Genomic DNA, 24072 nt, shown 5'->3' with positions numbered 1-24072 from the left:
TTAGGCATTTATTACTTCTTTTTTTACATCTGGCAAGCCTTTTAATAAATTTTCAGCAATTGTTAACCATTTCGACGTCTCTAATCCATTCGTTTTCATCACAATTTTCAATTGTGACCCCTCCATACCAAGACCGATCATACGGCCAAAACTACTTCCTAGCATGAATAATTTTCCACCATCTATATTTTGGCTCGCTTGTTCAGAAAACAGGAATGTTACTTCAAATTTATTTTGCTTAATTAACTCAATTTTTTCTTTCATCGCCAACACTTTAATGTTTGCAATTTGTAATAAATAACCAACTTCTTGTGGATAATCACCAAATCTGTCAATCATCTCTTCCTGCAACTCTTCAATATCTTCAATTGCAGAAATACCTCTAAATTGTTTATACATCATAATTTTTTGTTTACTATCTGAAATGTACGCATCCGGTAAATATGCATCTACTTCTAAATCAATTTCAACATTAACGGTATTTTCAACTCCGTCTGTTCCTCTACGTTGCTCAATTGCATCTTTTAACATTTGAGAATATAGATCAAATCCGACAGAATCAATAAATCCATGTTGTTCTGCCCCTAACAAATTACCCGCACCACGAATTGATAAGTCTCTCATCGCAATTTTGAAACCGGATCCAAGCTCTGTAAACTCTTTAATTGCTTGCAGACGCCTCTCTGCAACTTCCGATAACACTTTATCACGTTTGTATGCAAAGTATGCATACGCGACGCGATTAGAACGCCCAACACGACCACGAAGCTGATACAACTGCGATAATCCCATACGATCTGCATCAAATACAATTAATGTATTTACATTCGGAATATCTACACCCGTCTCAATAATTGTTGTACTTACAAGAACATCATGCTGCCCTTCTAAAAACGATAGCATAACAGACTCTAATTCACCTTCATTCATTTTCCCATGTGCGTATGTTACACGAGCATCTGGAACTAACATCGAAATTTCATCTGCTTTTCTTTCAATATCCTCCACACGGTTATATAGGAAGTAAATTTGACCGCCTCTTGCTAACTCTCGCTCTATCGCTTCTCGCATTAACGCTGGATTATACTCTACTACATATGTTTGTACTGGGAAACGATTCTCTGGTGGTGTCTCAATAACAGATAAATCGCGCACACCAAGCATAGACATATGAAGTGTACGTGGAATCGGAGTTGCCGTTAATGTTAACACGTCAACATTTGCTTTCAATTGTTTAATTTTTTCTTTATGTGTAACGCCGAATCTTTGTTCTTCATCAATAATAAGAAGTCCTAAATCTTTATAAGTAACATCTTTAGATAAAATACGATGCGTTCCGATTACAATATCCACCGTTCCATCTTTTAAACCTTTAATCGTTTCATTTTGTTGTTTTCGTGTGCGGAATCTACTTAGTAACCCTATATTAATCGGGTAATCTTGAAAACGCTCTCGAATTGTTTCATAGTGTTGTTGTGCAAGGATTGTTGTTGGTACTAAAATCGCAACTTGTTTTTCATCCATAATTGCTTTAAATGCCGCACGAATAGCTACTTCCGTCTTTCCATATCCTACGTCACCACAAAGAAGCCTATCCATCGGACGTCCGCGTTCCATATCTTTCTTAATCTCTTCAATAGAACGTAATTGATCCTCTGTCTCTTGATATGGGAATAATGATTCAAACTCTTGTTGCTCTGCCGTATCTGGTGTATATGCATAACCTTTCGAAGCTTCACGCTCGGCATATAATTTAATTAGGTCATCTGCAATGTCTTGTACAGATTTTTCAACTTTCGTTTTGACCTTCTTCCAATCATTTCCGCCTAATTTATAAACTTTTGGTTCCTTACCTTCAGACCCTACGTATTTTTGCACTTGATCAATTTGTTCAATTGGAACGTATAACTTATCATTACCTTGATATTTAATATTTAAATAATCTTTATGAACACCATTAATCTCTAATGTCTCAATACCTAAAAATTTACCTATACCATGATTTACATGAACTACATGGTCTCCAACTTTTAATTCCGAATAACTTTTAATACGTTCAGCGTTAGATAACTTTTGCTTACGTTGTGATTTTTTAACCTTCTTATGAAAAAGCTCCTTTTCAGTAATGACAACAAACTTTTGCATCGGCATTTCAAAGCCTGCATGTAAATCACCTACAGCAATTTGTAACCTTCCAGGCAATAAGATATCTGTCGCCTCTACAATGTCTGCATCAATATCATAATCACTTAAAATATGTTGTAGTTTTTTTACACGTTCATCATCTGTTCCAAGCACAACGGTCGTAAAATTACCTTCATTCCATCTATCAATTTCAGTTTTTAACAAATGCATCTGTCCGTGGAAATCTTGCATCGTTTTACATGTCACATTTACAATATTTTGAGGATGTGTGTGTGCTATATGGCGTAAGAATAACGTTAAATATACAAAACTTCTTTTTTTATTATGAAGAAACTCCTCAAACGAGTGGGAGAAAGATAAATCCTGAATAATTGTTCCTTCGCCAAGAAGTGAGATATACCATTCCGCTTCTTCTGTTTCAAGATGTGATGCTGTTTCTTGAATACGGGAAATCTCATCTAAAATCACAACACCATTTTCTGGTAAATAATCTATCAGACTAGCAGGTTCTTTATAGAAAATAGATAAATATTTAAACATTTGTTCTATGCTCTGCCCGTTTTTCAACATTTCAATTTCATGACTAACCGTCTCAAGCACAGTAGTCTTTAATTTATCATCGGAAAGCTTTTGCATCGTCTTAGTCAAACCTTCTTCAAGATGCTTAATTCCCGATTTCAATTCTTCCTGTGAAAATAAAAACTCTGTTGCTGGACCGAACTTAACACTTTCCTTTTTATCTTGAGAACGCTGTTCATCCACATCAAACAATCGAATAGAATCGACTTCTGTATCGAAGAATTCAATACGAAACGGTAATTCTTCCGTTAATGGGTAAATATCTAATATTCCCCCGCGTAAACTGAACTCTCCTGGAGCTTCTACCATTGACTTACGCTCGTAGCCAATATGATGTAAAGTATGCAAGAGTGCATCTAAATCAATCTCTTGCCCTAGATTGATTTCAATTTGCCTTTGCTTCCATAATTCTTTTATTGGTAAAAACCTACGCAGCCCTGCAACTGGCGCTACAATAATCCCATTCTCTCCTGCAGCTAAGCGATTTAACACTTCAATACGCTGTGCCTTCAATTCTGGACTTGCAACACCAACCTCCGATGCTATCAATTCATTTACCGGATATAGCCAAACATCTTTTTCACCAAGTAACGCCACTAAATCTTCATGTACTTTTTGTGCTTGGTATAAATTGTGCGTCACGATAAGTTGTGATTGCTTTGTCTTTTTATATAAAGCTGCCATTAATAATGAACGAGAGGATGTTGCCATACCCGATACAAGTTGTTCTTTCAACCCATCTTCTAGCCCATTAATAACCGATTGTATTTCTTCATTTTTATAAAATTGCTCTAATAAACCTATCATTTTCAAAACTCCTCTCAACATAAAGAGCAAGTTACTATATTTTATGCAAATATTTTGGAAAAAGAAAACAGAAAAATGCTTTGGACATGCCAAAGCGACAACATTTTATTGCAGAAATTTTTCATATTCATAATACTCAGGATAAGATGCGAGCGTTTCTTGACACGATTCACAAATCGTTTTTATATATATATTTCCATTCTCATGAAAATGAATCATATCCACTACTTCTTGCTCTGTTAGTTGAAACAAAACGTCGCTATATACTTTTTCTGCGATAATGGAGCCCACATTACTTCCACAATGTCTACAGTAATAATAACCTTCCATACTAGCCTCCTAAATATCCAATTGCTACTAGTATGGGATAAAACAAAATAAAATATTCCAGATTGTGCGCTTAACTATTAAAAGTATTCATGATTTGGAGAAAAGGTTTATTTAACCATTCCTCACATGCATCTGCTGCATTTTCAATGGATTGATTAACGCCAGATATTTCTTCAGATGTAAAACGTCCTAATACGTAATCCACTACTTTTATCCCATTTTTCGGACGATCGATTCCCATGCGGATACGTTGAAATTCTTGTGTTCCTAAATGTGAAATTGTTGATTTCACACCATTATGTCCACCCGCACTACCTTTCATGCGAAGGCGTAATTTACCTACAGGAATATCTAAATCATCGTACATAACAATGAAGTCCTCGACATCAATTTTATAATAATCCATGAGTGGACGGATACTTTCCCCAGATAAATTCATATATGTAAGTGGCTTTAGTAAGATTACTTTTTCCCCATTAACAAAACCTGCGCCAAATACCCCTTTAAACTTTTGTTCATTCAAAGAAATACTCCAACGTTTTGCAAGTTCATCGATTGCCATAAATCCAATATTATGCCTTGTTAATTCATATTCTCTACCTGGGTTCCCAAGTCCTACTATTAATTTCATTCTTGTACCACTACTTTCTTTTTTCGATACGAAAAGACGTAACCAAGCTTGGTTACGTCTCATTCTATCCAATTAATTGAATAATACACTTACAGATTCTTCTTCGTATACACGAATGATTGCTTCTCCGATTAATGGAGCAACTGAAAGTTCATGTACTTTATCAATTTTCTTCTCTTCTGGTAATACGATAGAGTTCGTTACAACTAACTCTTTAATATTCGAATTTTGAATACGCTCAATTGCTGGACCAGATAATACTGGGTGTGTACAGCAAGCATATACTTCAGAAGCACCGTTCTCAACAAGAGCGTTTGCCGCTAATGTAATTGTACCAGCTGTATCAATGATGTCATCAATTAAAATTGCTGTTTTGCCTTCGATGTTACCGATAATGTTCATTACCTCAGATACATTCGGACGAGGACGACGCTTATCAATAATAGCGATTGGCGCTTTTAGGCGATCCGCCATTTTTCTAGCGCGCGTTACACCACCGTGATCAGGAGATACGATTACGATATCTTTAAGGCCTTTTGCTTCAAAGTAGTCTGAAAGAATCGGTACACCCATTAAGTGGTCGATCGGGATATCAAAGAATCCTTGAATTTGCGGAGCATGTAAATCTAGAGTGATTACACGAGTTGCACCTGCTGTTTCAAGCAAGTTTGCTACAAGTTTCGATGTAATTGGTTCACGAGAACGCGCTTTACGGTCTTGACGCGCATAACCATAGTAAGGAATAACAATATTAATTGTTTTTGCAGATGCACGTTTTAATGCATCAATCATAATAAGTAATTCCATGATATGTTCGTTTACTGGGAAGCTTGTAGATTGAATAATGAATACATCGCAACCACGGATACTTTCTTCAATGTTAATTTGAACTTCTCCATCACTAAAACGATCAACAGAACATTTTCCTAGTCCTACTCCAATATGCTTTGCAATTTGCTCAGCAAGTTCCTTATTAGAGTTTAAAGAGAATACTTTCAAATTAGAATTTAGATATTGAGTCGACATCTAGATTAACCCTCCACATTATGATTTTTTCTTATTCAGCAATTGATCAACATAGTCTTCTTTGTTAACTTGACGTGCACGTGCTACTGATAATGCTTTTGATGGAACATTCTCTGTTATTGTAGAGCCTGCTGCCACATAAGCACCATCTTCAACTGTTACAGGAGCAACAAGGTTTGAATTACATCCAATAAATACCCCGTTACCAATTACAGTTTTAAATTTATTCTTGCCGTCGTAGTTCACCGTAATTGAACCACAACCAAGATTCACGTCTTCTCCAACTTGTGCATCCCCGATATAACTTAAGTGTGAAGCTTTACTTCTATTACCAAAAACAGTTTTTTTAATTTCTACGAAGTTTCCAACGCGCACTTCATCTCCAATAACTGAATCTGGGCGAATATGTGCAAATGGACCAACTGATACTTCTGTACCAAGTTTGCTGTCATGTACAGTAGATTGACGAATTACCGTACGATCTCCAATTTCACTATCGCGAATTACTGTATGCGGTCCAATTTCACAATCAGAACCAATTACAGTGTTCCCCTCAATAACCGTTCCTGGGTGAAGAACTGTATCACTACCAATAATTGCATCCGCAGAAATGTATGTGTTACTTGGATCAATAATTGTAACACCATTTACCATGTTCTTTCTGTTGATACGATTTTTCATAATAATTTCCGCTTGCGATAGAGCGACTCTGTCGTTAACACCTAACGTTTCATCGAAGTGCTCTGTTTGATAAGCTGATACAATATGACCTTCATTTTTTAAAATTTCAATAACGTCCGGAAGGTAATATTCGCCCTGTACATTATCATTTGAAACTTTAGAAAGTGAAGCAAATAAAGCTTTATTATCAAAACAATACGTACCTGTATTGATTTCTTTAATAGCTAATTCTTTTTCATTCGCATCCTTATGCTCAACAATCTTTTCAACATGACCATTCTCATTACGAACGATACGGCCATATCCAGCAGGCTCTTCTATGTACGCTGTTAGTACCGTCGCCATTGCTCCCGCTTCTTCGTGTTGCTGAAGCAATGCTTCCATCGTTTCAGCAGTTATTAGAGGTGTATCACCACAAATAACTAAAGTTGTTCCCTCTTCATTTGCAAGTACACTTGCAGCTTGATCGACAGCATGAGCTGTACCAAGTTGTTCTGCTTGTAATGCAAACTCACTTACGTTTCCTAGCTGTTCTTGTACCTTTTCAGCACCATGTCCAACGACTGTTACAAGTTTCTGCAATCCTAATTGAGATACTTCATTGACTACATGTTGTACCATTGGTTTTCCACATACAGGATGCAGCACTTTGTATAGCTTGGACTTCATACGTGTGCCTTTACCTGCAGCTAGAATCACTGCAAATCTGTTTGACATATAGACCCTCCATCGCAACCTATTTATCCATTAACGATATTATCCTAAATCATCATATATTTCAAGAAACACATTATAACTATTAAATTTTACCATAATTCTTATAAGATGTTTTACTCTTTAGTATCTTTTTTAAGGAATAAGCTATACTATTTTAAATGATTTTGAAAAAATTAGAAGTTTTTCATCTTTATTTTTTCAAAATATGAATTTTTATAATTAGAAACGTGTATTATTCAAAAAAAAACAAACTCCTGTAAATGCTTACAGGAGTTTGCTACAAAATTATAAGACTTTCTTTCAAAAGCCCTTTTCATTCGAATTTTACGAAGCGCCTGCTTCTTCAAACTCAACCTCTTCTAACTCGCCTAAACGATGATACTCTGTTAAAACCGCATCTTGAATTTTAGAGCGTGTATTAGAATTAATCGGATGTGCAATGTCACGGAATTCTCCATCTGGAGTACGTTTACTTGGCATTGCTACAAATAATCCATTATTACCATCAATTACACGAATATCATGAACAACAAATTCATGGTCTAGAGTAATAGAGGCAATTGCTCTCATGCGGCCTTCTGTGTTTACGCGGCGTAATCTTACGTCAGTCACTTCCATCTTGTGTTCACCACCCTTTTCTAAATAAGCGATATATTTGTATAAATTCCACAAAATTTCTATTTTCCCTTTAATTTTTTAAAAATTTTTAAGATAAAAATTTTTATTGTAGTTGAATATAAGGATTAGTAGAGGTTATCGCTTACAAAGAGTTACTTAACTAGGGCAATTACTTCGATTTCAACAGAAACATCTTTCGGTAATTTTGCTACTTGTACACAAGAACGCGCTGGTTTATGAGTAGAGAAATAAGAACCGTATACTTCATTAACAGCATTAAAATCATCCATATCCTTCAAGAATACTGTTGTTTTTACCACTGTATCAAATGAAGCACCTGCTTCTGCTAATACTGCTTGTAAATTTTCAAATACTTGCTCTGTTTGTACTGTTACATCTCCTGTTACAAGTTCTCCACTTGCCGTTAACGGAATTTGTCCTGAACTATAGAACATATTATTTACAATAATCCCTTGTGAATATGGTCCGATTGCCTGTGGTGCTTTGCTTGTTTGAACAACTTTCATACTTTTCACCCTTTTATTATTTATTTTTACTCTTTAAAAATAGTGTACCAAAGGCAGTTTGTCCATCTATTTTGTAATTTATAAATAGGAATAAAAAAAGGTAAAGCTATCTGCTTTACCTTTTTACTCAGCCTCTACAAGCCCTTTATCAAATGGTGCAAGTGCATAATTCCCCTTTTCCACTTGAATCGCTTTTTCTTTCACATCAACTTCTGACAGACGAATTAATGATACAAAGTTATTAATAAGTCTTTCTTCAATATCCGTAGACTCTACTAATACGCCAATCCCAACAACATTAGCTTTAAACTCTTCTAGCATGCTCATCATACCTTGAATGGTTCCGCCAGCTTTCATAAAGTCATCAATAATTAAAACATTGGACCCTTCTGGAAGGCTACGCTTTGCTAAAGTCATCGTTTGGATTCGCTTAGAGGAACCTGATACATAGTTAATACTAACAGTGGGTCCTTCTGTTACCTTATTATCTTTTCTCGCAATTACTACCGGTACATCTAAGTAGTTCGCTACTGCATAAGCAAGCGGAATTCCTTTTGTCGCTACCGTCATAACCGCATCAATTGGTTGCCTAGCAAAAACAGAAGCAAATAAACGACCTGCGCCATTAATCTGGCGAGGATTACTTAAAAGATCCGTCATATATAAGTAACCGCCAGGCAAAATACGGTCTGGGTTTTCAAATAAGCTACAAAGCTCGTTAATAATTAGATTTGCCTCTTCTTCACTTATATAAGGAATATATTTCACTCCTCCTGCTGCTCCTGGTACCGTTTGCAATGTGCCGACACCTTGTTGTTCAAACGTTTGCTTAATAATAACTAAATCTTCACTAATGGAAGATTTAGCCGATTGATACCTTTCAGCAAAAAAAGTGAGAGAAACTAGCTGACGAGGATTTTGTAACAAGTAATACGTCAGATCGACCAATCTTGTACTTCGTCTAATTTTCATACTCTCACCTCAAATCACGAATATTCTAAACAAATCATAACGTATTATACGTCTTTATTCAAGCGTTTCTCGCTCTCCTAATAAACGCACTGCATATACTTGCTCGCAAAATCCTTTTAACCCGTTATATATGCGGTGCATTCGCGAATCATGGTGTACAAGACCAAATACAGTTGGGCCACTTCCACTCATTAATACGGCATCTGCCCCAAAGCGTTTCATCTGTGATTTAATACGTGCAACCTCGGGATGCATCGCAAACGTCACATCTTCTAAAACGTTACCAACAGTATCACAAATTCCTTTATAATCGCCATGGTTAATGACTTCAACCATTTTATCTACATTTGGATGAGTAACACGATTTAATTTTAAATTTCCGTACACGTCAGCAGTAGATACACCAATGTGGGGCTTTGCTAAAACAACCCAACAAGAAGGCGGAGTCTTTATATGTTCAATTTCTTCTCCTCTTCCAGTGGCAATAGCAGTTCCACCATATACACAGAACGATACATCTGACCCAATTTCTGCGCCAAGCTTTGCTAATTCATCGATTGTTAGCCCTAAATTCCATAACTTATTAAGGCCACGTAATGTCGCTGCTGCATCACTACTTCCACCTGCTAATCCAGCGGCTACTGGAATCGTTTTTTCAATAGTAATAGACACACCTTTTTTTACATTAAACTTCACTTTTAATAATTTCGCTGCTTGATAAGCTAAATTGCGTTGGTCGTCTGGGACATACCGATTATGGGACAAAATTTCAATACGGTCTTCTGCTAATTCCGTTAGCTCTAAACGATCTGCCAAGTCGATTGTTGTCATAATCATTTTCACTTCATGATATCCATCTTGTCTTTTTCCCAGTACATCTAACGACAGATTAATCTTTGCTGGTGCTTTCACTAGTAGCTTCAATCTATTCACCCACTCTATGTACTCAATCTTTTATCGTTTATTTTACCATAAATTTATAGTAAGACGATGACACTTCCCTAATTATATCGAAAAGCATTCAGAATGAAACTACTTATGTCAAATGACGGCACCTTTTAGCGTGCAAAAAGCCGAGGAATCTCTCCTCGGCTACCGTAGCATAGAAAGTATCTTACAACTACTGGTTTCGTTTCATTAATTGCTGTTCTGCAATTTCTATAGCACGTTTCACCATATTACCAGCATCTTTCGCACGAATTCCGCCCCATCCTTCTTTCTGAACAACATCATAAAAGCCAAGCTCTTTTGCAAGCTCTTCTTTAAATTGATTTGACATGACTCCTCTTCGTCTACTCAATGCAGAGTCCCTCCTTATTTTGCTACGGTATAATTAGTATGCAAAATAATATAGCTTTTCATTTATGGGAATATATGTAACGAAAAATACATTAATTATAAAATACTTCATTTTGAGATTCATCGTAAAATGTTAGCTCTACTGTCTCTGTTAAAACATCTGCATAACTATAAGATACACGTTGCAATGCATCTTCTTGCTGGTCTAATTGTACAACAAACACAGAACGATACGTTTCTGCAAGTACACCTGATTGCTCCACAGTTTTTCTTCTCCCACTATTTGCCTTTAACATAAGTCGCTGTCCAAGATGGTGATCTAATTCGCTTTTAATTTCATCTAAACGTTTTGACATATACTTTGCTACACCTCGCTGTAATTTAGATTGAACACTTAAAACACGATATATCTATCCCAATTATTAACCGCAATTCACAGACAATATCATTATAAAAGCATCATGCGTTCAAATAGATAGAAGAAATACTATATTCTAAAAGTATCATTGTATAGTCTGCACGTTCTTGCCGCTTTTTATCCAGACTCATTTAAATCATTTCCACATAAAAAAGCAAGATACGTATGTACCTTGCTCATTCGTCATAATGTTGAAAGGGCAATCCTGTTCGTAAAATCCCTCTTGTTTCAATTCCGCCTAGTCCCTTTTCGCCAGTAATTGTATTACGCACAACGTCCCATACATTTACTCTTTCCATAAATGAAGTGAAACTAATTTTGCCAACTACATATACAGGATCTAGAGCATGAATATTAATTCTAGACGGTGAACTAGCAAAATTAGCACCTGCCCGAATCAACGCCTCAAAGTGTGATTGACAAGCCCCAGCAAAAATAACGAGTTGATCTAACGATGGATACTTTTTCCGCACTTCTCGAACGGCCTGTACAAAATGTCTAGAATGTCTATATGCTGCTAAATCTCCCATAACTCCTTTTGACTTTGTATATGCATCATGTCCTGTAATAACTAAAATGTCTGGGCGAAAATGATCTATTAAGTCTACTACCTTTTCATGCATCTCCGTTTCCTTACAATGAATACCTTGAACAGGAACGCCTATTTTATTATATAAATCTAAGCACTTGCGCAAATATAAAGGATCTCCATCTATATGCAACACACGTCCTGGCATTTGAAAATAATTCACTTCACTTGTATATCCACCAGTTGAATTATGTTCATGTCTTTGTTTCATCAACACGTAATCTTGCTGAAACAACCGGTAAGTACGCTCCATCGTTTCTTTTTCACGCTTCACTCTATTTTTATGTTCTCGTTGATCTATACTAACTAAATCTGCAAGTGGTGCATCCGCCACAAGTCTAATTTCCTCTCCAAATAATATTGCCATATCGCCTTTTATTTCTATAATACGAAAAAGAATATCCCTATTATGAGAATATCGTTCAACTAATTCTCCAACATGTAAATCCATTCTCCTACCTCCAAACTCCAAACTCCAAACTCGTTAGGCCATCTTACCTGTTTTTAAAGTATGAATTTAGGAAAGGAAAGGTGACAAAAGGGACAGCTCAAGTTGAACTGTCCCTTTCATATTCTTATGACAATTTATGAAGAATTAATGCATTACTTAATGTTGCAAACTCTTCGATAGATAGCGTTTCGCCTCTTCGCTTCGGATCAATTCCTACTTCTGTCAAAATTCGATCCAACAGCTCTTTATCTTTCGGGAAACCATTTAAATTATTTGATAAATTATTCATTAAAGTTTTACGACGCTGTGCGAAACTTGCTCGTACTACTTCAAAGAAGAAAGTTTCATCTGTCACTTCTACAACTGGTTTAGGACGCTTTAGAAGACGGATAATCGCAGAATCAACATTTGGTTGTGGCACAAACACTGTACGCGGTACAGTCATAACTGTTTCTACCTCTGTATAATACTGAATGGCAATTGATAAAGAACCATACTCTTTCGTTCCTGGTTTAGCAGCTAAACGATCCCCAACTTCTTTTTGCATCATAACAACAAATCCACGAACCGGTAATTTTTCTTCGAGCAATTTAAATAAAATTGGCGTTGTAATATAGTATGGTAAGTTAGCTACTACCATTACATCTTGTCCTTCTTCAAATTGCTCACTAAACACTTCATGTACATCTGCTTTTAGTACATCTTTATTTATAACTGTAACGTTGCTATATGGAGCTAACGTCTCGTCTAAAATTGGTAATAATCTCTGATCAATTTCAAAAGCCACTACTTTTTTAGCACGCTTCGCCAATTGCTCTGTTAACGCACCGATACCTGGTCCAATTTCAATTGCGCCACTTTCTGAACCGATTTCTGCGTGATCAACGATACGATTTAATACATTCGTATCAATTAAAAAATTTTGTCCTAAACTTTTTTTGAATGAAAATCCATACTTTTCAACAATGTCTTTCGTACGATTTGGTGTTGCGATATCTTTCATTTTTTTTCCTCCTGTATTACTTGCTTATAAGCTTCTGCAAATGATTCCTTTGAAACCTGAAACATTTGTAAACGTTTATGTAACTGTTTTGCGTTTGTATAACCAATCTTTAATAGCTTACCCACTCTTTCTCTGCGACTCTTTGCCATTTCTCCGCCCACTAAGCCCGCATCGACTAGATCACTCCAACTAATTTCACTTGTGTAAGCTTCCATTTCTTCATGTATATTCTCTAAAGCACGGCGAATCGACTCATTAGAAGCATGTTCGATTCCAACACCTTTTTTCCTTTTAGCAAGTGCTTCTTCCTTCGTTAAAAAAGCATGCTTACATCCAGGAACCTTGTCAGAAATAATTTTTCGAATACGCTCTCCAGGATAATCCGGATCTGTGAAAATAATAACGCCTCGTTTTTGCTGCGCTAATTTAACTTGCTCAATAACGTGATCACCGATTGCTGAACCGTTCGTTTCGATTGTATCCGCATCAACAGCACGTTTAATCGCAACTGTATCATCTTTACCTTCTACAACGATAATCTCTTTAATTTTCATGCTTGCCTCCACACTCTTTTCATCTCTACTTAGTAAAACAAAAAAATGACGACTTTTCCATTATTATTTTCCCAATCGTACATTTTAAAAAGTAGAAGAGAAAAATCTTTGTTCACTATCCTTATTGTAACACTTCTATCTCCATCTTAATTTATCCGCAATATTTCTACACTTATGTTATGAGTAAATAGTGGGTTCTTATCACTTCTACTATCTCTCTTCTCAAAAAACAAAAAAAGAATGGGACTCCCCATTCTTTTTTATTCAACACCAAATAAGGATTTGGCATTCTTTGTTGTTACTTGCGCTACTTCGTCATAAGAAATTCCTTTTAAATTCGCAATTTCTTCTGCTACCAGTTTTACATAACTAGGTTCATTTCGTTTCCCTCGAAATGGATGTGGTGTTAAATACGGGCAATCTGTCTCTATCAATAATTTTTCTAACGGAATCTCCATAGCAACTTCTTTCGGTTTCTTGGCATTTTTAAATGTTACTGGCCCACCTAATGAAATTAAAAAGTTCATATCGACACATCGCTGCGCTACTTCTGCACTACCGCTAAAGCAATGCATAATGCCCCCTACTTCAGCTGCATTCTCTTCCTCTAGGATATCAACAATATCTTGAGTTGCATCGCGGTTATGTATAATAATCGGTAATTTCACCTTTTTCGCTAATGCAATTTGTTTACGGAATACTTCCTTCTGTATTTCTTTTGGAGACTTATCCCAGTGATAATCCAATCCCATTTCCCCAATTGCAACTACTTTAGGATGAGCCGCTAATTCTTCTAACCAAGCTAAATGTTCTTCTTTCATATCGATTGCATCAACAGGATGCCATCCAACTGCAGCGTAAATAAAATCATAAGCCTCTGCTAATTCAATTGCTTTCTTTATCGTTACTTCATCAAATCCAACAACAACTGTATATGTAACTCCCGCTTCTTTCATTCTCGCGATAACTTCTTGTAAATCTTCTTCAAATTGCTCTGCATTTAAATGTGAATGTGTATCAAACAACATAATAAATAACTCCTTTTATATTGAAATCAATTCTCTCATAGAAAAACTACACTCTTTCTAACTTAACGATAACTATACTTCAATTTTAATGCAAAAAACGGAATGTAAAAAGAAAAAAGACGCTTCACCAATGTTACACGTGAAACATCTCTTTTCTTGTCTCAATTACTTGATTTTTGTACCATTTGGTAAATTCTGGTCAATTGATGCTAATGACAATACGCCATTCTCTTCACCTGCTAAAATCATACCTTGTGATAATTCACCACGTAATTTTACAGGTTTTAAATTCGTTACACAAATAACCTTTTTACCTTTTAGTTCTTCTGGGGAATAGAATTTAGCAATCCCAGAAACCACTTGGCGTTTCTCTGTACCTAAATCAAGCTGAATTTTTAACAACTTATCTGCTTTTTTCACAGGTTCAGCGGATATTACTTCAGCTACTCGTAATTCTACTTTAAAGAAATCATCAATTGTAATTTCTTCTGCCTTTGGTTCTTCTGCTTTTTTCTCTTCTACTTTAGGAGCAGAACCTTGCATTTGTTCTTTAATATACCCCACTTCTACTTCCATTTCCAAACGAGGGAAGATTGGGTTTCCTTTTTCTACTTTTGTTCCAGCTGGAATACATCCAATTGTAGATAGGCTTTCCCAAGATTTATGCGCCTCTTCAGTAAGTCCAAGTTGAGCAAACATCTTACTTGGTGCTACTGTTAGGAATGGCATAAGCATAATACCTGTTTGACGAAGTACCTCAGCTAAGTGGGCCATTACAGACGCAAGTTTTTCGCGATCATTCTCATCCTTCGCTAATACCCACGGCTGCGTTTCATCAATATATTTGTTCGTACGGCTAACTAATTGCCAAATGGAACTTAGCGCTACAGAGAATTCCATATTCTCCATTGCCTCTTCTACTTTTTTCAATGTATCTTTGGCAAATGCCACTAACGTTTCATCGAACTCAGTTACATTTGCTTTAAATGCAGGGATTTCCCCGTTAAAGTATTTATCAATCATAGCTACTGTACGATTTAATAAGTTACCTAAATCATTCGCTAAATCAAAGTTGATTCGTTCAACAAATCCTTCTGGTGTGAATACTCCATCAGATCCAAATGGAACTTCGCGAAGTAAGTAGTAACGCAATGCATCTAATCCGTAACGATCAATTAGTGTAACTGGATCTACTACGTTTCCTTTTGACTTACTCATTTTTCCATCCTTCATTAAAATCCAGCCATGAGCAAAGACTTTCTTCGGAAGTGGTAAATCTAAAGCCATTAAAATAATTGGCCAATAAATTGTGTGGAAACGAACGATTTCTTTCCCAACTAAATGGACATCTGCTGGCCAGAATTTTTTATACTTCTCTTCATTTTCTGTTCCATATCCTAATGCAGTAATGTAATTAGACAACGCATCTACCCATACGTAAATAACGTGTTTTGGGTTACCTGGAACACGAACTCCCCAGTCAAATGAAGTACGAGAAACAGCTAAATCTTCTAATCCTGGTTTAATGAAGTTATTAATCATTTCATTTTTACGGGACTCTGGCTGAATGAAATGGGGGTTATCTTCATAGAACTTTAATAGTCGGTCTACATATTTACCCATTCTAAAGAAATAAGACTCTTCGCGAACAAGTTCTACAGCGTGACCACTATCTGGGCTTTTTCCACCAACTACTTTGTCACCTTCCATAATTGGATCTACTAATTGATGCGCTGTATAGAATGTTTCATCTTGTACAGAATACCAACCTTCATATTCATCAAGATAAATATCACCTTGATCTACTAGCTGCTTGAAGATTTTCTCAACAACATCTTTATGACGATCTTCAGTTGTACGAATAAAATCATCATAAGAGATATCCATCTTCTCCCAAAGTTCTTTAATCCCTGATACAATGTTATCCACATATGCCTGTGGTGTAACATTTAGTTCTTCTGCTTTCTTTTGGATCTTCTGTCCATGCTCATCAGTTCCTGTTAAATAATGAACATTGTATCCTTGCATACGCTTATATCGTGCCATCGCATCTCCTGCTACTGTCGTATAAGCATGTCCAATGTGTAACTTTCCACTTGGATAATAAATTGGGGTAGTAATATAAAAGGACTTATTTTCCTCTTTCATCGTTTTGGACCTCCCGAATAACCTCATATGTATTTATAAACAGTATATCAAAAACTCATATATAAAGTGAAACTTTAATCCGTGGAGAGGGTTCATTCCCCATGGATTATTAGCCCACACCAATCGGGCTTTTACGAGCAGCCCGACTCCCACTTAACTTCTTTGCTCCGGCTAAATTTTGAAGTGGGGGTCTTACTGCTCGTTAATGCGGGATAAAAACGAGTTAATGCTCGATATCTTTATCATCTATTACTCATATTCAAAAAAAATATACAATATATTTCCCGAAAAGTATAAACATTACAAAAAATAATACAAAACAATTGTAGAAATGACTTACATTCTATCATATATAAGAAGTATAAAAATCTATAAATCTTTTTTAAAAATATAGAATTTAATAATTGACGGAAATGTAAATGATTGGTATCATATGTCCATAGGGTATTTTGTCGAAAAATGACGAATCAAAAAAATAGACTCGAAACTTATAAACTATTTATTTAGGAGGAAAAGAATTATGAAATCTACTGGTATCGTTCGTAAAGTTGATGAATTAGGTCGTGTAGTAATTCCAATCGAATTACGCCGTACTTTAGGTATTGCAGAAAAGGATGCTCTTGAAATCTACGTTGATGATGAAAAAATCATCTTAAAGAAATATAAACCAAACATGACTTGCCAAGTAACTGGTGAAGTATCTGATGGTAACCTATCTTTAGCTGAAGGTAAAATTATCTTAAGTAAAGAAGGCGCTGAACAAGTCTTAAACGAACTTCAAGATTATATCGAAACAGCAAAATAAGCTTCTCAATTATGAGAAGCTTATTTTTTATCCACATGATAGATTTGATATACGTCGCGTTTCGACAAATCTCGGTCTTTAGCGACTATTTTTATCGCTTCTTTTGAATTCATACCTTTTTCATTTATATAATGTTCAATATGATTATATACTGAAATAGCTTCCCACCATTGTTCTTCTGGAGTAGGTTCTTCTGTTGAACCTGCTACTAAGATACAAAACTCACCACGAACTTCATTTTGCTTCGTCCACTCAATCGCTTCTTCAATTGTTCCACGAATAAACTCTTCAAATTTTTTCGTTAGCTCACGACATAATACGATTTCCCTATTTCCTAATACTTCTTGCATAGAGATTAAAGTATCATCTAAACGATGTGGCGCCTCATAAAACATCATTGTAGTTGGAATATAGCGTAGTTTTTCTAATTCAAGCTTACGTCCCTTTTTATTTCTTTGCAGGAAACCATAGAAATAAAAATGTTTTGTCTCAAGTCCTGATGCAATCAATGCTGTAAGGGCTGCATTTGCCCCAGGAAGCGGGATAACATGATATTGTTCTGCTACAGCCTCTACAACGATATCATAACCAGGATCTGAAATACATGGCATACCAGCATCGCTCACAATGGCTACAGTCTTACCTTCTTCTAACTTATCTAAAATTTTCCGTCCACTTACTCCTTTATTATGCTCATGATAACTCATAACTGGTGTTTCAATTTCAAAGTAATTACAAAGTTTCTTCGTTTGCCTTGTATCTTCCGCTGCAATAATATCTGCCTCTTTTAAAATTCGGATTGCACGAAATGTCATATCCTCTAAATTTCCGATTGGAGTCGGTACTAAATATAAAACTCCCTTTTCATTTTGCTGAAAGCTTTTTTGCTGCCACATAGCGTTCTCCTTTTTGCATATATTCTTCTTTTTTTTTCCTCGTTAACTGCTTAAAGTGATACTCAGCTTGCATAGCCGTTCGTTTATCCTCGTGATCCTCTACATATTTTAAAACAACTGGAAGTCTAGCGCGTGTATATCTAGCACCTTTCCCACTATTATGGGTCTGAATCCGTTTTTCTATATGATTCGTGTATCCAGCATAATAACTTCCATCAGAACACTCCACCACATAAAAACAATGCTTATTCTTCTCCATATAAAATTGAACGAAGCTCCTTTGTATATTCATTGTTTTCTTCATATACAAAAAGAGGTGGTAAGATTTTTAAATCTGCATTCCCATCCTTAATTCCTTCAATTAACAATGTATTCGCTTCTTTACCAGCCTTAGGATAAACAAATCGCACACGTTTCGGTTCAATTTTGTATTTACGCATTAATGTGACGATGTCGAGCAAACGACCTGGACGATGTACAAATGCTACTTTCCCACCCTGTTTCACTAGCTGACTACTTGCGTATACAACATCTTCTAGTGTGCACATAATTTCATGACGAGCTATCGCTAAATGTTCATTCATATTCTTCTCAGAAGTTTGTGGTGTTTGAAAATAAGGAGGATTACATGTTACAACATCATATTGATGACGTCCAAGTTTCTCCGGCATATCTTTCAAATCTCCATGGATTAAATGAATTCTTTCTACTAAATTATTGTATTGAACACTTCTTATTCCCATATCATATAAGCGCTCTTGAATTTCTACACCTGTAATTTTCCCTTTTGTCCTTGTACTTAATAAAAGGGGGATAACTGCGTTACCTGTACACAAATCAAGTAAATTACCTTTTTGAATTGGCACCCAAGCAAAATCTGCAAGTAAAACAGCATCCAAAGAAAAATTAAATACTGATGGACTTTGTACAATCTTCATATCTTGCGCTAATAAGTAATCTAAACGCTCATCTTCATATAAATTCATATATTGCTCCCTTTCTTACACTTAACCTACCCTATTTCATCTTCTATTAATGTAAAAATAAATTTCATTCTACTCTCATGTATAAAAAATTACCTTTCCAATTATATTGGAAAGGTAATCTCACTTTTTATTTAAAAATGACAGACAGAATAAACAATCTCCCTCTTTACGTACACTTCCATAATGTAGATTGCAAATATGAAAACCTTCTTGATATAGTCTCGCTAGATTATCGTAGCCTTCACCAATATCTGTCTTCGCCTTCATTTCTTTGCGTTTTTGAGTTTTTTGTTTTTCCTTGTTCTGCACTTCTTCGAAACGATGTCGCAAATTTTCATTTTCCATTTTTATATGTTGGTTTTCTTCCAATAATTCTGCAAGATGTTGTTTTAATTCTCCCAACTGTTTGTATAAATGTCCAATTTGCTCTTCCATACTAGAAACCGATGCAAAAATATCCTTTTTCTCCACAAGCACCCACCTCATTAATCTGTGGTTTGACTCGAAACGACCCCTTTATTCATTAATTCATCTAACGTATATTCTACTATCCGTTCCTTGTCTACTAGTTCCACTTGAATTAATCTTTCTAAAATATTTAATCCGATAACACGGCCAGTACCGTGCGGTGTTTGTATACGTTGATCTAAATCAGGAAGTTGTTCCTTTGCTGCCTCATATTCATCATTCTCATATTTTAAGCAACACATTAAGCGACCACATAAACCAGAGATTTTTGCAGGATTTAATGATAAATTTTGATCTTTTGCCATTTTAATGGATACAGGTTCAAAATCTCCTAAAAAAGTAGAACAACAAAGCATACGACCACATGGACCAATACCACCAAGCATTTTTGCTTCGTCACGAACGCCGATCTGTCTCAGCTCAATTCTTGTCCTAAAAATTGCCGCTAAGTCTTTCACTAGTTCCCGGAAATCAATCCGACCATCCGCAGTAAAGTAAAAAATAATCTTATTACGATCGAACGTATACTCTACATCTACAAGCTTCATATCAAGATTATGTTCTCCTACCTTTTGTTGACAAACTTGATATGCTTCTTTCGCAGCATGCCTATTCTCTTCAACAATGGTACGATCATTTTCATTTGCAATACGAATAACTTTTTTTAGCGGTAATACAACGTCATTTTCATCAACTTGCTTTTTGGTAATAACTACTTTTCCATACTCAATACCTCTTACCGTTTCTACAATTACAAACTCATTTTCTGAGATATCGAACTGATTTGGATCAAAGTAATATACCTTTCCGGCCTTCTTAAAGCGAACACCTACTACATCATACAAAACGGTCATCCCTCCTGCAACCGCAACACTAACTGTTCGAACACAAGCTGCGCATTTACATTAGCGTTGATTCTATTTTTTGCCTCTAATATATTAAAGAGAGCTGATACAATGCGCTTCTGAGCATAAGAAAAGGATTCAAACATCTCTTTCTGCTCATGAAAAACAAGACGATCTTCTTCTCCAAGTTGAACATATAATAAATCCTTATAAATAAGGAGTAACATATCTAAGCCTTGCTGTAATTGTTCTTTCTCTCCAAAGTGCTTCCCCCATTTTTCTTGTACAAAAAAAATAGAGGCCTTATCTTTTTCGAGCGCTTCACATAATTTTATCACTAAAGCTCTCGCTTGTGCAAACCATTCATCATTACACATTAATAAAGCTTCTTCAAAACTATTTGTAAGCTGCGCAGCAAGTGTAGATAAAGAAACTGTAATACCTTCTTCCTCTAACCTCTTAATTAAAGATTCTGTAGGCAACGGCCTAAACGTAACAACTTGACAACGAGATAAGATTGTATTTAAAATCTGATGACTTTGTTCAGTAAGTAAAATAGCTGTTGTATCACTACTTGGTTCTTCTAAAAACTTTAAGAGCGTATTCGCTGCATTTGCTGTCATACGATCTGCATGCTCAATAATATATACTTTTTTATTTGCTTCTAATCCTGTTTTTGAAAACTCTTCTTGTAAATCATGAATTTGCTGTTTTTTAATAGATAATCCATCTGGTTTTACAATATGTAAGTTTGGGTAGTTACCTGAATCAATTCGGCGACAATTCGTACATACATGACAAGGCTCTACACCATTTCTTTGTGAACAGAGAAAACTTTTTGCCATTTGAATTGCTGTGGCGAACTTCCCAGTCCCTTTCCCTCCCTCTAACAAGTAAGCGTGGGATATACGCTCTTTTGCAATGCTATTCATCAACATTTTGACACCGATGGGCTGTATAGCAGAAAGCTGCTCCCACGTATTTATCATACTGCATACCTCACTTATTTCATTCTTTCCTTCTATTATAACAATTTATCTTCTATAATCTGAACAACTTCTTCTATAAGTTTTTTCATTGGTTGATCAGCATTTACTAATACAATGCGATTAGAGAAACGCTCTACAACTTGTAAATACCCTTCACGCACACGTTTATGGAAAGAGATATCTTCCATATCTAGTCGATTTACTTCACGTCCTGCATCTTTTCCAATTCGTGCTAAACCTACCTCTGGCTCAATATCTAAATAGATTGTTAAACTAGGCATACAATCTTCCGTTGCGAAACGATTAATTTCAAATACTTTATCCATACCTAAGCCTCTTGCATATCCTTGATATGCTAAAGAGCTATCTATAAAACGATCACATAGTACAAGATAGTTTTCCTCAAGTGCTGGCATAACTTTTTCCACTAAATGTTGTCTACGTGCAGCAGCATATAAGAGCGCCTCTGTACGTGCTTCCATCATCGTATACTCTTTTTTATGTAAAATTGTTCTAATATCTTCAGAAATTGCAATACCACCTGGTTCTCTGGTCGCCATTACCTTTTGTTCCTTTTGCTCAAAATATGGTAATAAACTTTTAATTAATGTTGTTTTACCCGAACCTTCTGGCCCTTCAATTGTTACAAATAATCCCTTCATCCTAAAACCTACTTTCTATATCATACACGTTCATATATTTCGTACTACCTTGAAAACGAGCCCCTGTTTTCTCTAAATGAGTAATTTGCTTTGTATGTTCTTGAGTAATTCTCTCTCCATACATGATCAATGGAATTCCAGGTGGATACGGAATCACCATTTCTGCAGCTATCATACCAACGGCTTCTTCTATAGATACTAACTTCGTTTCATATCTCTCTAATTGTTTATACGTATACGGTAAAGGGGAAATCTCCCCTTTATAAGTATAACGAATTGATGCTGTCTTGTCTTTTACCTTATATTGCTGCATAGCTAATCGAATGATCTCTATAGCTTTCATATACCCCTCATTTACTTGTAACGGTAATATAAATAGGACGTTATATGGATCTGCCATTTCCGTATATATACCGACTTTTTCAAATACAGACTGTAATTCATACCCCGATAACTGACAGCGAGTTTGCACCGTAACTTTTAATTCATCTTGCGATGGATATTGTAAAATAGCTATTTGTGGGATAGATCGCAATCCTTCTTTAAATCGGCGTAAAAACTCAACGATTTCATCATGACCTTCTTCCTTTATAACAGCTATTGCAAAACGTGCTATATCAAGAGAAGCCATAATTGGATACGATGGGCTACTAGATTGTAGCATACTTAAATAGGAGGAAACTTTTTCTTCGCTCACCAAACGGCTATTTATATGTAAATAAGATCCCATTGTCATCGCAGGTAATGTTTTATGTGCGGAATGAACCACAATATCCGCACCATAAACTAATGCTGACTTCGGGAAGGGGTCCCCTATACAAAAATGCGCCCCATGGGCTTCATCTACTAGAACAGGAATTTTATGTGCATGTGCGTAAGCGATACTTGCCTCTAAATCAATTCCCATACCATAGTAATTAGGATGTGTTAAAATAAGTGCTTTTGCATTTGGATACTTTGTAATTGCCTCCTTAATAATTTCATCATGAACACCTACTGGTACGTTATGTACTTCATCAATCCATGGATTTAAAAAGACCGGATTAGCCCCTGCTAATTTCAAACCATTAATGATCGATTTATGACAATTTCTTTGTACGAGGACAATATCATGTTCGCCGCAGCAAGACAAAATCATTGCTAAATTTCCAACTGTTGAACCATTAATTAAAAAATAACTTTTGTGCACGCCATATACTTCAGCTAATAATTGCTGTGCTTCATCTATACATTCAAACGGGCTATGTAAATCATCTAATCCTGTTAACTCTGTTACATCAATTGATAATATGTCCTTAAACCCCCCTGAAGCTTTCTGAGGGAAGTTTAAACCATTCTTATGACCCGGAACATGAAAAGATAGTAGTCGCCTTTCTTTAAATTCCATTAGCGCCTCATATAAAGGCATACGATTTTGATTCATATATATCTCTTCCTTATTATTCATTCTGTATCTATTATACAGATATTAGGGCAAAAAAAATAATAGGCATAATGCCTATTTAAAAATATGATACTTCTAATTTTCGCAGTTGTTTTAAATAATGTATATACTTCGGGTCAGTTGTCTCAGTATTCACCAGATTTCTTTCGCACTCGTAACATATTAAATTATTATATACATATATTCCTTCCCCTCTTTTTGTCTCACAAACGATGCAAATTTCACTTGGTAATTTCATAATCTTTCCTCCCTTTTTAAATAAACATATTATATACCTCTATTCCTTAACAAATTTCCGGAAAATATACATCAATTTTTTATATAATATGATTTATTCTTGGGCAACGTGTTTGTATTACTTATGTATTCTCTTTACTTCTTTCATGTACTGTTTAAAAACAAAAAAACACAAGTCAAAAGACTTGTGTTTTTATCTTGCTTGGCGACGTCCTAC

General features: G+C 35.6%; 26 protein-coding genes. 1 reads left to right on the top strand and 25 read right to left on the bottom strand.

What is annotated here, in order from left to right; genetic code table 11:
* From mfd to metG, 16 genes are all read right to left on the bottom strand, one after another.
* Positions 1-3531: a transcription-repair coupling factor gene (gene mfd, locus DN408_RS29045; RefSeq protein ID WP_002130216.1), complete on the bottom strand. Its 3531-nt coding sequence runs from the start codon at positions 3529-3531 to the stop codon at positions 1-3.
* 105 nt (positions 3532-3636) lie between these two features.
* Positions 3637-3861 (bottom strand): anti-sigma-F factor Fin family protein, encoded by a 225-nt coding sequence (locus DN408_RS29040; RefSeq protein WP_002091576.1) that lies wholly within the window; start codon positions 3859-3861, stop codon positions 3637-3639.
* Positions 3862-3931: 70 nt separating this feature from the next.
* Positions 3932-4492 carry an aminoacyl-tRNA hydrolase gene (gene pth, locus DN408_RS29035; protein ID WP_087943057.1) on the bottom strand — a complete coding sequence of 187 codons (561 nt, stop codon included), beginning with the start codon at positions 4490-4492 and terminating at the stop codon, positions 3932-3934.
* 72 nt (positions 4493-4564) lie between these two features.
* Positions 4565-5518, bottom strand: a complete 954-nt coding sequence (locus tag DN408_RS29030) for a ribose-phosphate diphosphokinase (RefSeq protein WP_002091580.1) — start codon at positions 5516-5518, stop codon at positions 4565-4567.
* An 18-nt stretch (positions 5519-5536) separates the two neighbouring features.
* Positions 5537-6916 carry a bifunctional UDP-N-acetylglucosamine diphosphorylase/glucosamine-1-phosphate N-acetyltransferase GlmU gene (gene glmU / locus DN408_RS29025; RefSeq protein WP_002091584.1) on the bottom strand — a complete coding sequence of 460 codons (1380 nt, stop codon included), beginning with the start codon at positions 6914-6916 and terminating at the stop codon, positions 5537-5539.
* 324 nt (positions 6917-7240) lie between these two features.
* Positions 7241-7534 (bottom strand): septation regulator SpoVG, encoded by a 294-nt coding sequence (spoVG, locus tag DN408_RS29020; protein WP_000454042.1) that lies wholly within the window; start codon positions 7532-7534, stop codon positions 7241-7243.
* Positions 7535-7686: 152 nt separating this feature from the next.
* Positions 7687-8061: a RidA family protein gene (locus DN408_RS29015; RefSeq protein WP_000869819.1), complete on the bottom strand. Its 375-nt coding sequence runs from the start codon at positions 8059-8061 to the stop codon at positions 7687-7689.
* Positions 8062-8184: 123 nt separating this feature from the next.
* Positions 8185-9033, bottom strand: a complete 849-nt coding sequence (gene purR / locus DN408_RS29010; RefSeq protein ID WP_002091587.1) for a pur operon repressor — start codon at positions 9031-9033, stop codon at positions 8185-8187.
* Positions 9034-9087: 54 nt separating this feature from the next.
* Complete coding sequence (gene ispE / locus DN408_RS29005; protein WP_012260164.1) at positions 9088-9957, bottom strand: 4-(cytidine 5'-diphospho)-2-C-methyl-D-erythritol kinase; 870 nt, start codon at positions 9955-9957, stop codon at positions 9088-9090.
* A gap of 196 nt (positions 9958-10153) precedes the next feature.
* Positions 10154-10333 (bottom strand): acid-soluble spore protein SspF, encoded by a 180-nt coding sequence (sspF, locus tag DN408_RS29000; RefSeq protein WP_002094215.1) that lies wholly within the window; start codon positions 10331-10333, stop codon positions 10154-10156.
* A 91-nt stretch (positions 10334-10424) separates the two neighbouring features.
* Entirely contained in the window at positions 10425-10688 is a 264-nt protein-coding gene (gene veg / locus DN408_RS28995; protein ID WP_002009653.1) for a biofilm formation stimulator Veg, read from the bottom strand.
* Positions 10689-10926: 238 nt separating this feature from the next.
* Positions 10927-11790 carry a sporulation peptidase YabG gene (yabG, locus tag DN408_RS28990; protein WP_002009651.1) on the bottom strand — a complete coding sequence of 288 codons (864 nt, stop codon included), beginning with the start codon at positions 11788-11790 and terminating at the stop codon, positions 10927-10929.
* A gap of 124 nt (positions 11791-11914) precedes the next feature.
* On the bottom strand, positions 11915-12793 hold the full coding sequence (gene rsmA / locus DN408_RS28985) for a 16S rRNA (adenine(1518)-N(6)/adenine(1519)-N(6))-dimethyltransferase RsmA (RefSeq protein ID WP_002091590.1): 879 nt from the start codon (positions 12791-12793) through the stop codon (positions 11915-11917).
* Positions 12790-13347, bottom strand: a complete 558-nt coding sequence (rnmV, locus tag DN408_RS28980; protein WP_002029323.1) for a ribonuclease M5 — start codon at positions 13345-13347, stop codon at positions 12790-12792. The genes rsmA and rnmV overlap by 4 nt, the downstream gene beginning before the upstream one ends.
* A 260-nt stretch (positions 13348-13607) precedes the next feature.
* Entirely contained in the window at positions 13608-14375 is a 768-nt protein-coding gene (locus DN408_RS28975) for a TatD family hydrolase (RefSeq protein ID WP_078178522.1), read from the bottom strand.
* Between the two features lie 165 nt (positions 14376-14540).
* A complete protein-coding gene (metG, locus tag DN408_RS28970; RefSeq protein WP_033728750.1) occupies positions 14541-16523 on the bottom strand; it encodes a methionine--tRNA ligase in 1983 nt (660 codons plus the stop codon).
* Between the two features lie 520 nt (positions 16524-17043).
* Between metG and DN408_RS28965 the strand changes: the two genes are divergently transcribed.
* Entirely contained in the window at positions 17044-17328 is a 285-nt protein-coding gene (locus DN408_RS28965) for an AbrB/MazE/SpoVT family DNA-binding domain-containing protein (RefSeq protein WP_000843037.1), read from the top strand.
* Positions 17329-17348: 20 nt separating this feature from the next.
* On the opposite strand, the gene rsmI is transcribed toward DN408_RS28965, so the two are convergent.
* The 9 genes from rsmI to DN408_RS28920 all read right to left on the bottom strand — a co-directional run bounded on the left by rsmI (position 17349) and on the right by DN408_RS28920 (position 23856).
* Entirely contained in the window at positions 17349-18224 is an 876-nt protein-coding gene (gene rsmI, locus DN408_RS28960) for a 16S rRNA (cytidine(1402)-2'-O)-methyltransferase (RefSeq protein WP_002130208.1), read from the bottom strand.
* Entirely contained in the window at positions 18193-18483 is a 291-nt protein-coding gene (locus DN408_RS28955) for a GIY-YIG nuclease family protein (protein WP_002130207.1), read from the bottom strand. The genes rsmI and DN408_RS28955 overlap by 32 nt, the downstream gene beginning before the upstream one ends.
* Entirely contained in the window at positions 18470-19210 is a 741-nt protein-coding gene (locus DN408_RS28950) for a tRNA1(Val) (adenine(37)-N6)-methyltransferase (RefSeq protein ID WP_002130206.1), read from the bottom strand. Before DN408_RS28950 ends, DN408_RS28955 begins: the two co-directional genes overlap by 14 nt.
* Before the next feature lie 120 nt (positions 19211-19330).
* Entirely contained in the window at positions 19331-19681 is a 351-nt protein-coding gene (gene yabA / locus DN408_RS28945; RefSeq protein WP_002009639.1) for a DNA replication initiation control protein YabA, read from the bottom strand.
* Positions 19682-19695: 14 nt separating this feature from the next.
* A complete protein-coding gene (locus tag DN408_RS28940) occupies positions 19696-20523 on the bottom strand; it encodes a PSP1 domain-containing protein (protein ID WP_002009637.1) in 828 nt (275 codons plus the stop codon).
* 5 nt (positions 20524-20528) lie between these two features.
* Positions 20529-21512: a DNA polymerase III subunit delta' gene (gene holB, locus DN408_RS28935; RefSeq protein ID WP_002009636.1), complete on the bottom strand. Its 984-nt coding sequence runs from the start codon at positions 21510-21512 to the stop codon at positions 20529-20531.
* Between the two features lie 35 nt (positions 21513-21547).
* Entirely contained in the window at positions 21548-22174 is a 627-nt protein-coding gene (gene tmk / locus DN408_RS28930) for a dTMP kinase (RefSeq protein WP_002130202.1), read from the bottom strand.
* 1 nt (position 22175) lies between these two features.
* Positions 22176-23597 carry an aminotransferase class I/II-fold pyridoxal phosphate-dependent enzyme gene (locus DN408_RS28925; RefSeq protein WP_002130200.1) on the bottom strand — a complete coding sequence of 474 codons (1422 nt, stop codon included), beginning with the start codon at positions 23595-23597 and terminating at the stop codon, positions 22176-22178.
* A 79-nt stretch (positions 23598-23676) separates the two neighbouring features.
* Complete coding sequence (locus tag DN408_RS28920; protein WP_002130199.1) at positions 23677-23856, bottom strand: sigma factor G inhibitor Gin; 180 nt, start codon at positions 23854-23856, stop codon at positions 23677-23679.
* Positions 23857-24072 lie beyond the last annotated feature (216 nt).

Source organism: Bacillus sp. AR13-1, from assembly GCF_008042285.1.
GTDB classification, from domain to species: domain Bacteria; phylum Bacillota; class Bacilli; order Bacillales; family Bacillaceae_G; genus Bacillus_A; species Bacillus_A mycoides.
The sequence above is the reverse complement of the archived record's forward strand: the minus strand, read 5'-3'. Positions and strand labels throughout refer to the sequence as shown.

Bases quoted from the DNA above. Each gene is read 5' to 3' on its own strand.
- DN408_RS28965 (WP_000843037.1), top strand. From the start codon at position 17,044: ATGAAATCTACTGGTATCGTTCGTAAAGTTGATGAATTAGGTCGTGTA.
- DN408_RS28975 (WP_078178522.1), bottom strand. From the start codon at position 14,375: ATGTTGTTTGATACACATTCACATTTAAATGCAGAGCAATTTGAAGAA.
- rsmI (WP_002130208.1), bottom strand. From the start codon at position 18,224: ATGTGGCAGCAAAAAAGCTTTCAGCAAAATGAAAAGGGAGTTTTATAT.
- DN408_RS29030 (WP_002091580.1), bottom strand. From the start codon at position 5,518: ATGTCGACTCAATATCTAAATTCTAATTTGAAAGTATTCTCTTTAAAC.
- glmU (WP_002091584.1), bottom strand. From the start codon at position 6,916: ATGTCAAACAGATTTGCAGTGATTCTAGCTGCAGGTAAAGGCACACGT.
- yabG (WP_002009651.1), bottom strand. From the start codon at position 11,790: ATGGATTTACATGTTGGAGAATTAGTTGAACGATATTCTCATAATAGG.
- DN408_RS28920 (WP_002130199.1), bottom strand. From the start codon at position 23,856: ATGAAATTACCAAGTGAAATTTGCATCGTTTGTGAGACAAAAAGAGGG.
- spoVG (WP_000454042.1), bottom strand. From the start codon at position 7,534: ATGGAAGTGACTGACGTAAGATTACGCCGCGTAAACACAGAAGGCCGC.
- metG (WP_033728750.1), bottom strand. From the start codon at position 16,523: ATGAAAGAGGAAAATAAGTCCTTTTATATTACTACCCCAATTTATTAT.
- pth (WP_087943057.1), bottom strand. From the start codon at position 4,492: ATGAAATTAATAGTAGGACTTGGGAACCCAGGTAGAGAATATGAATTA.
- DN408_RS28925 (WP_002130200.1), bottom strand. From the start codon at position 23,597: ATGAATCAAAATCGTATGCCTTTATATGAGGCGCTAATGGAATTTAAA.
- DN408_RS28950 (WP_002130206.1), bottom strand. From the start codon at position 19,210: ATGAATTTATATGAAGATGAGCGTTTAGATTACTTATTAGCGCAAGAT.
- veg (WP_002009653.1), bottom strand. From the start codon at position 10,688: ATGTCAAAACGTTTAGATGAAATTAAAAGCGAATTAGATCACCATCTT.
- DN408_RS29015 (WP_000869819.1), bottom strand. From the start codon at position 8,061: ATGAAAGTTGTTCAAACAAGCAAAGCACCACAGGCAATCGGACCATAT.
- mfd (WP_002130216.1), bottom strand. From the start codon at position 3,531: ATGATAGGTTTATTAGAGCAATTTTATAAAAATGAAGAAATACAATCG.
- DN408_RS29040 (WP_002091576.1), bottom strand. From the start codon at position 3,861: ATGGAAGGTTATTATTACTGTAGACATTGTGGAAGTAATGTGGGCTCC.
- holB (WP_002009636.1), bottom strand. From the start codon at position 21,512: ATGATAAATACGTGGGAGCAGCTTTCTGCTATACAGCCCATCGGTGTC.
- tmk (WP_002130202.1), bottom strand. From the start codon at position 22,174: ATGAAGGGATTATTTGTAACAATTGAAGGGCCAGAAGGTTCGGGTAAA.
- purR (WP_002091587.1), bottom strand. From the start codon at position 9,033: ATGAAAATTAGACGAAGTACAAGATTGGTCGATCTGACGTATTACTTG.
- rnmV (WP_002029323.1), bottom strand. From the start codon at position 13,347: ATGAAAATTAAAGAGATTATCGTTGTAGAAGGTAAAGATGATACAGTT.
- DN408_RS28955 (WP_002130207.1), bottom strand. From the start codon at position 18,483: ATGGAGAAGAATAAGCATTGTTTTTATGTGGTGGAGTGTTCTGATGGA.
- rsmA (WP_002091590.1), bottom strand. From the start codon at position 12,793: ATGAAAGATATCGCAACACCAAATCGTACGAAAGACATTGTTGAAAAG.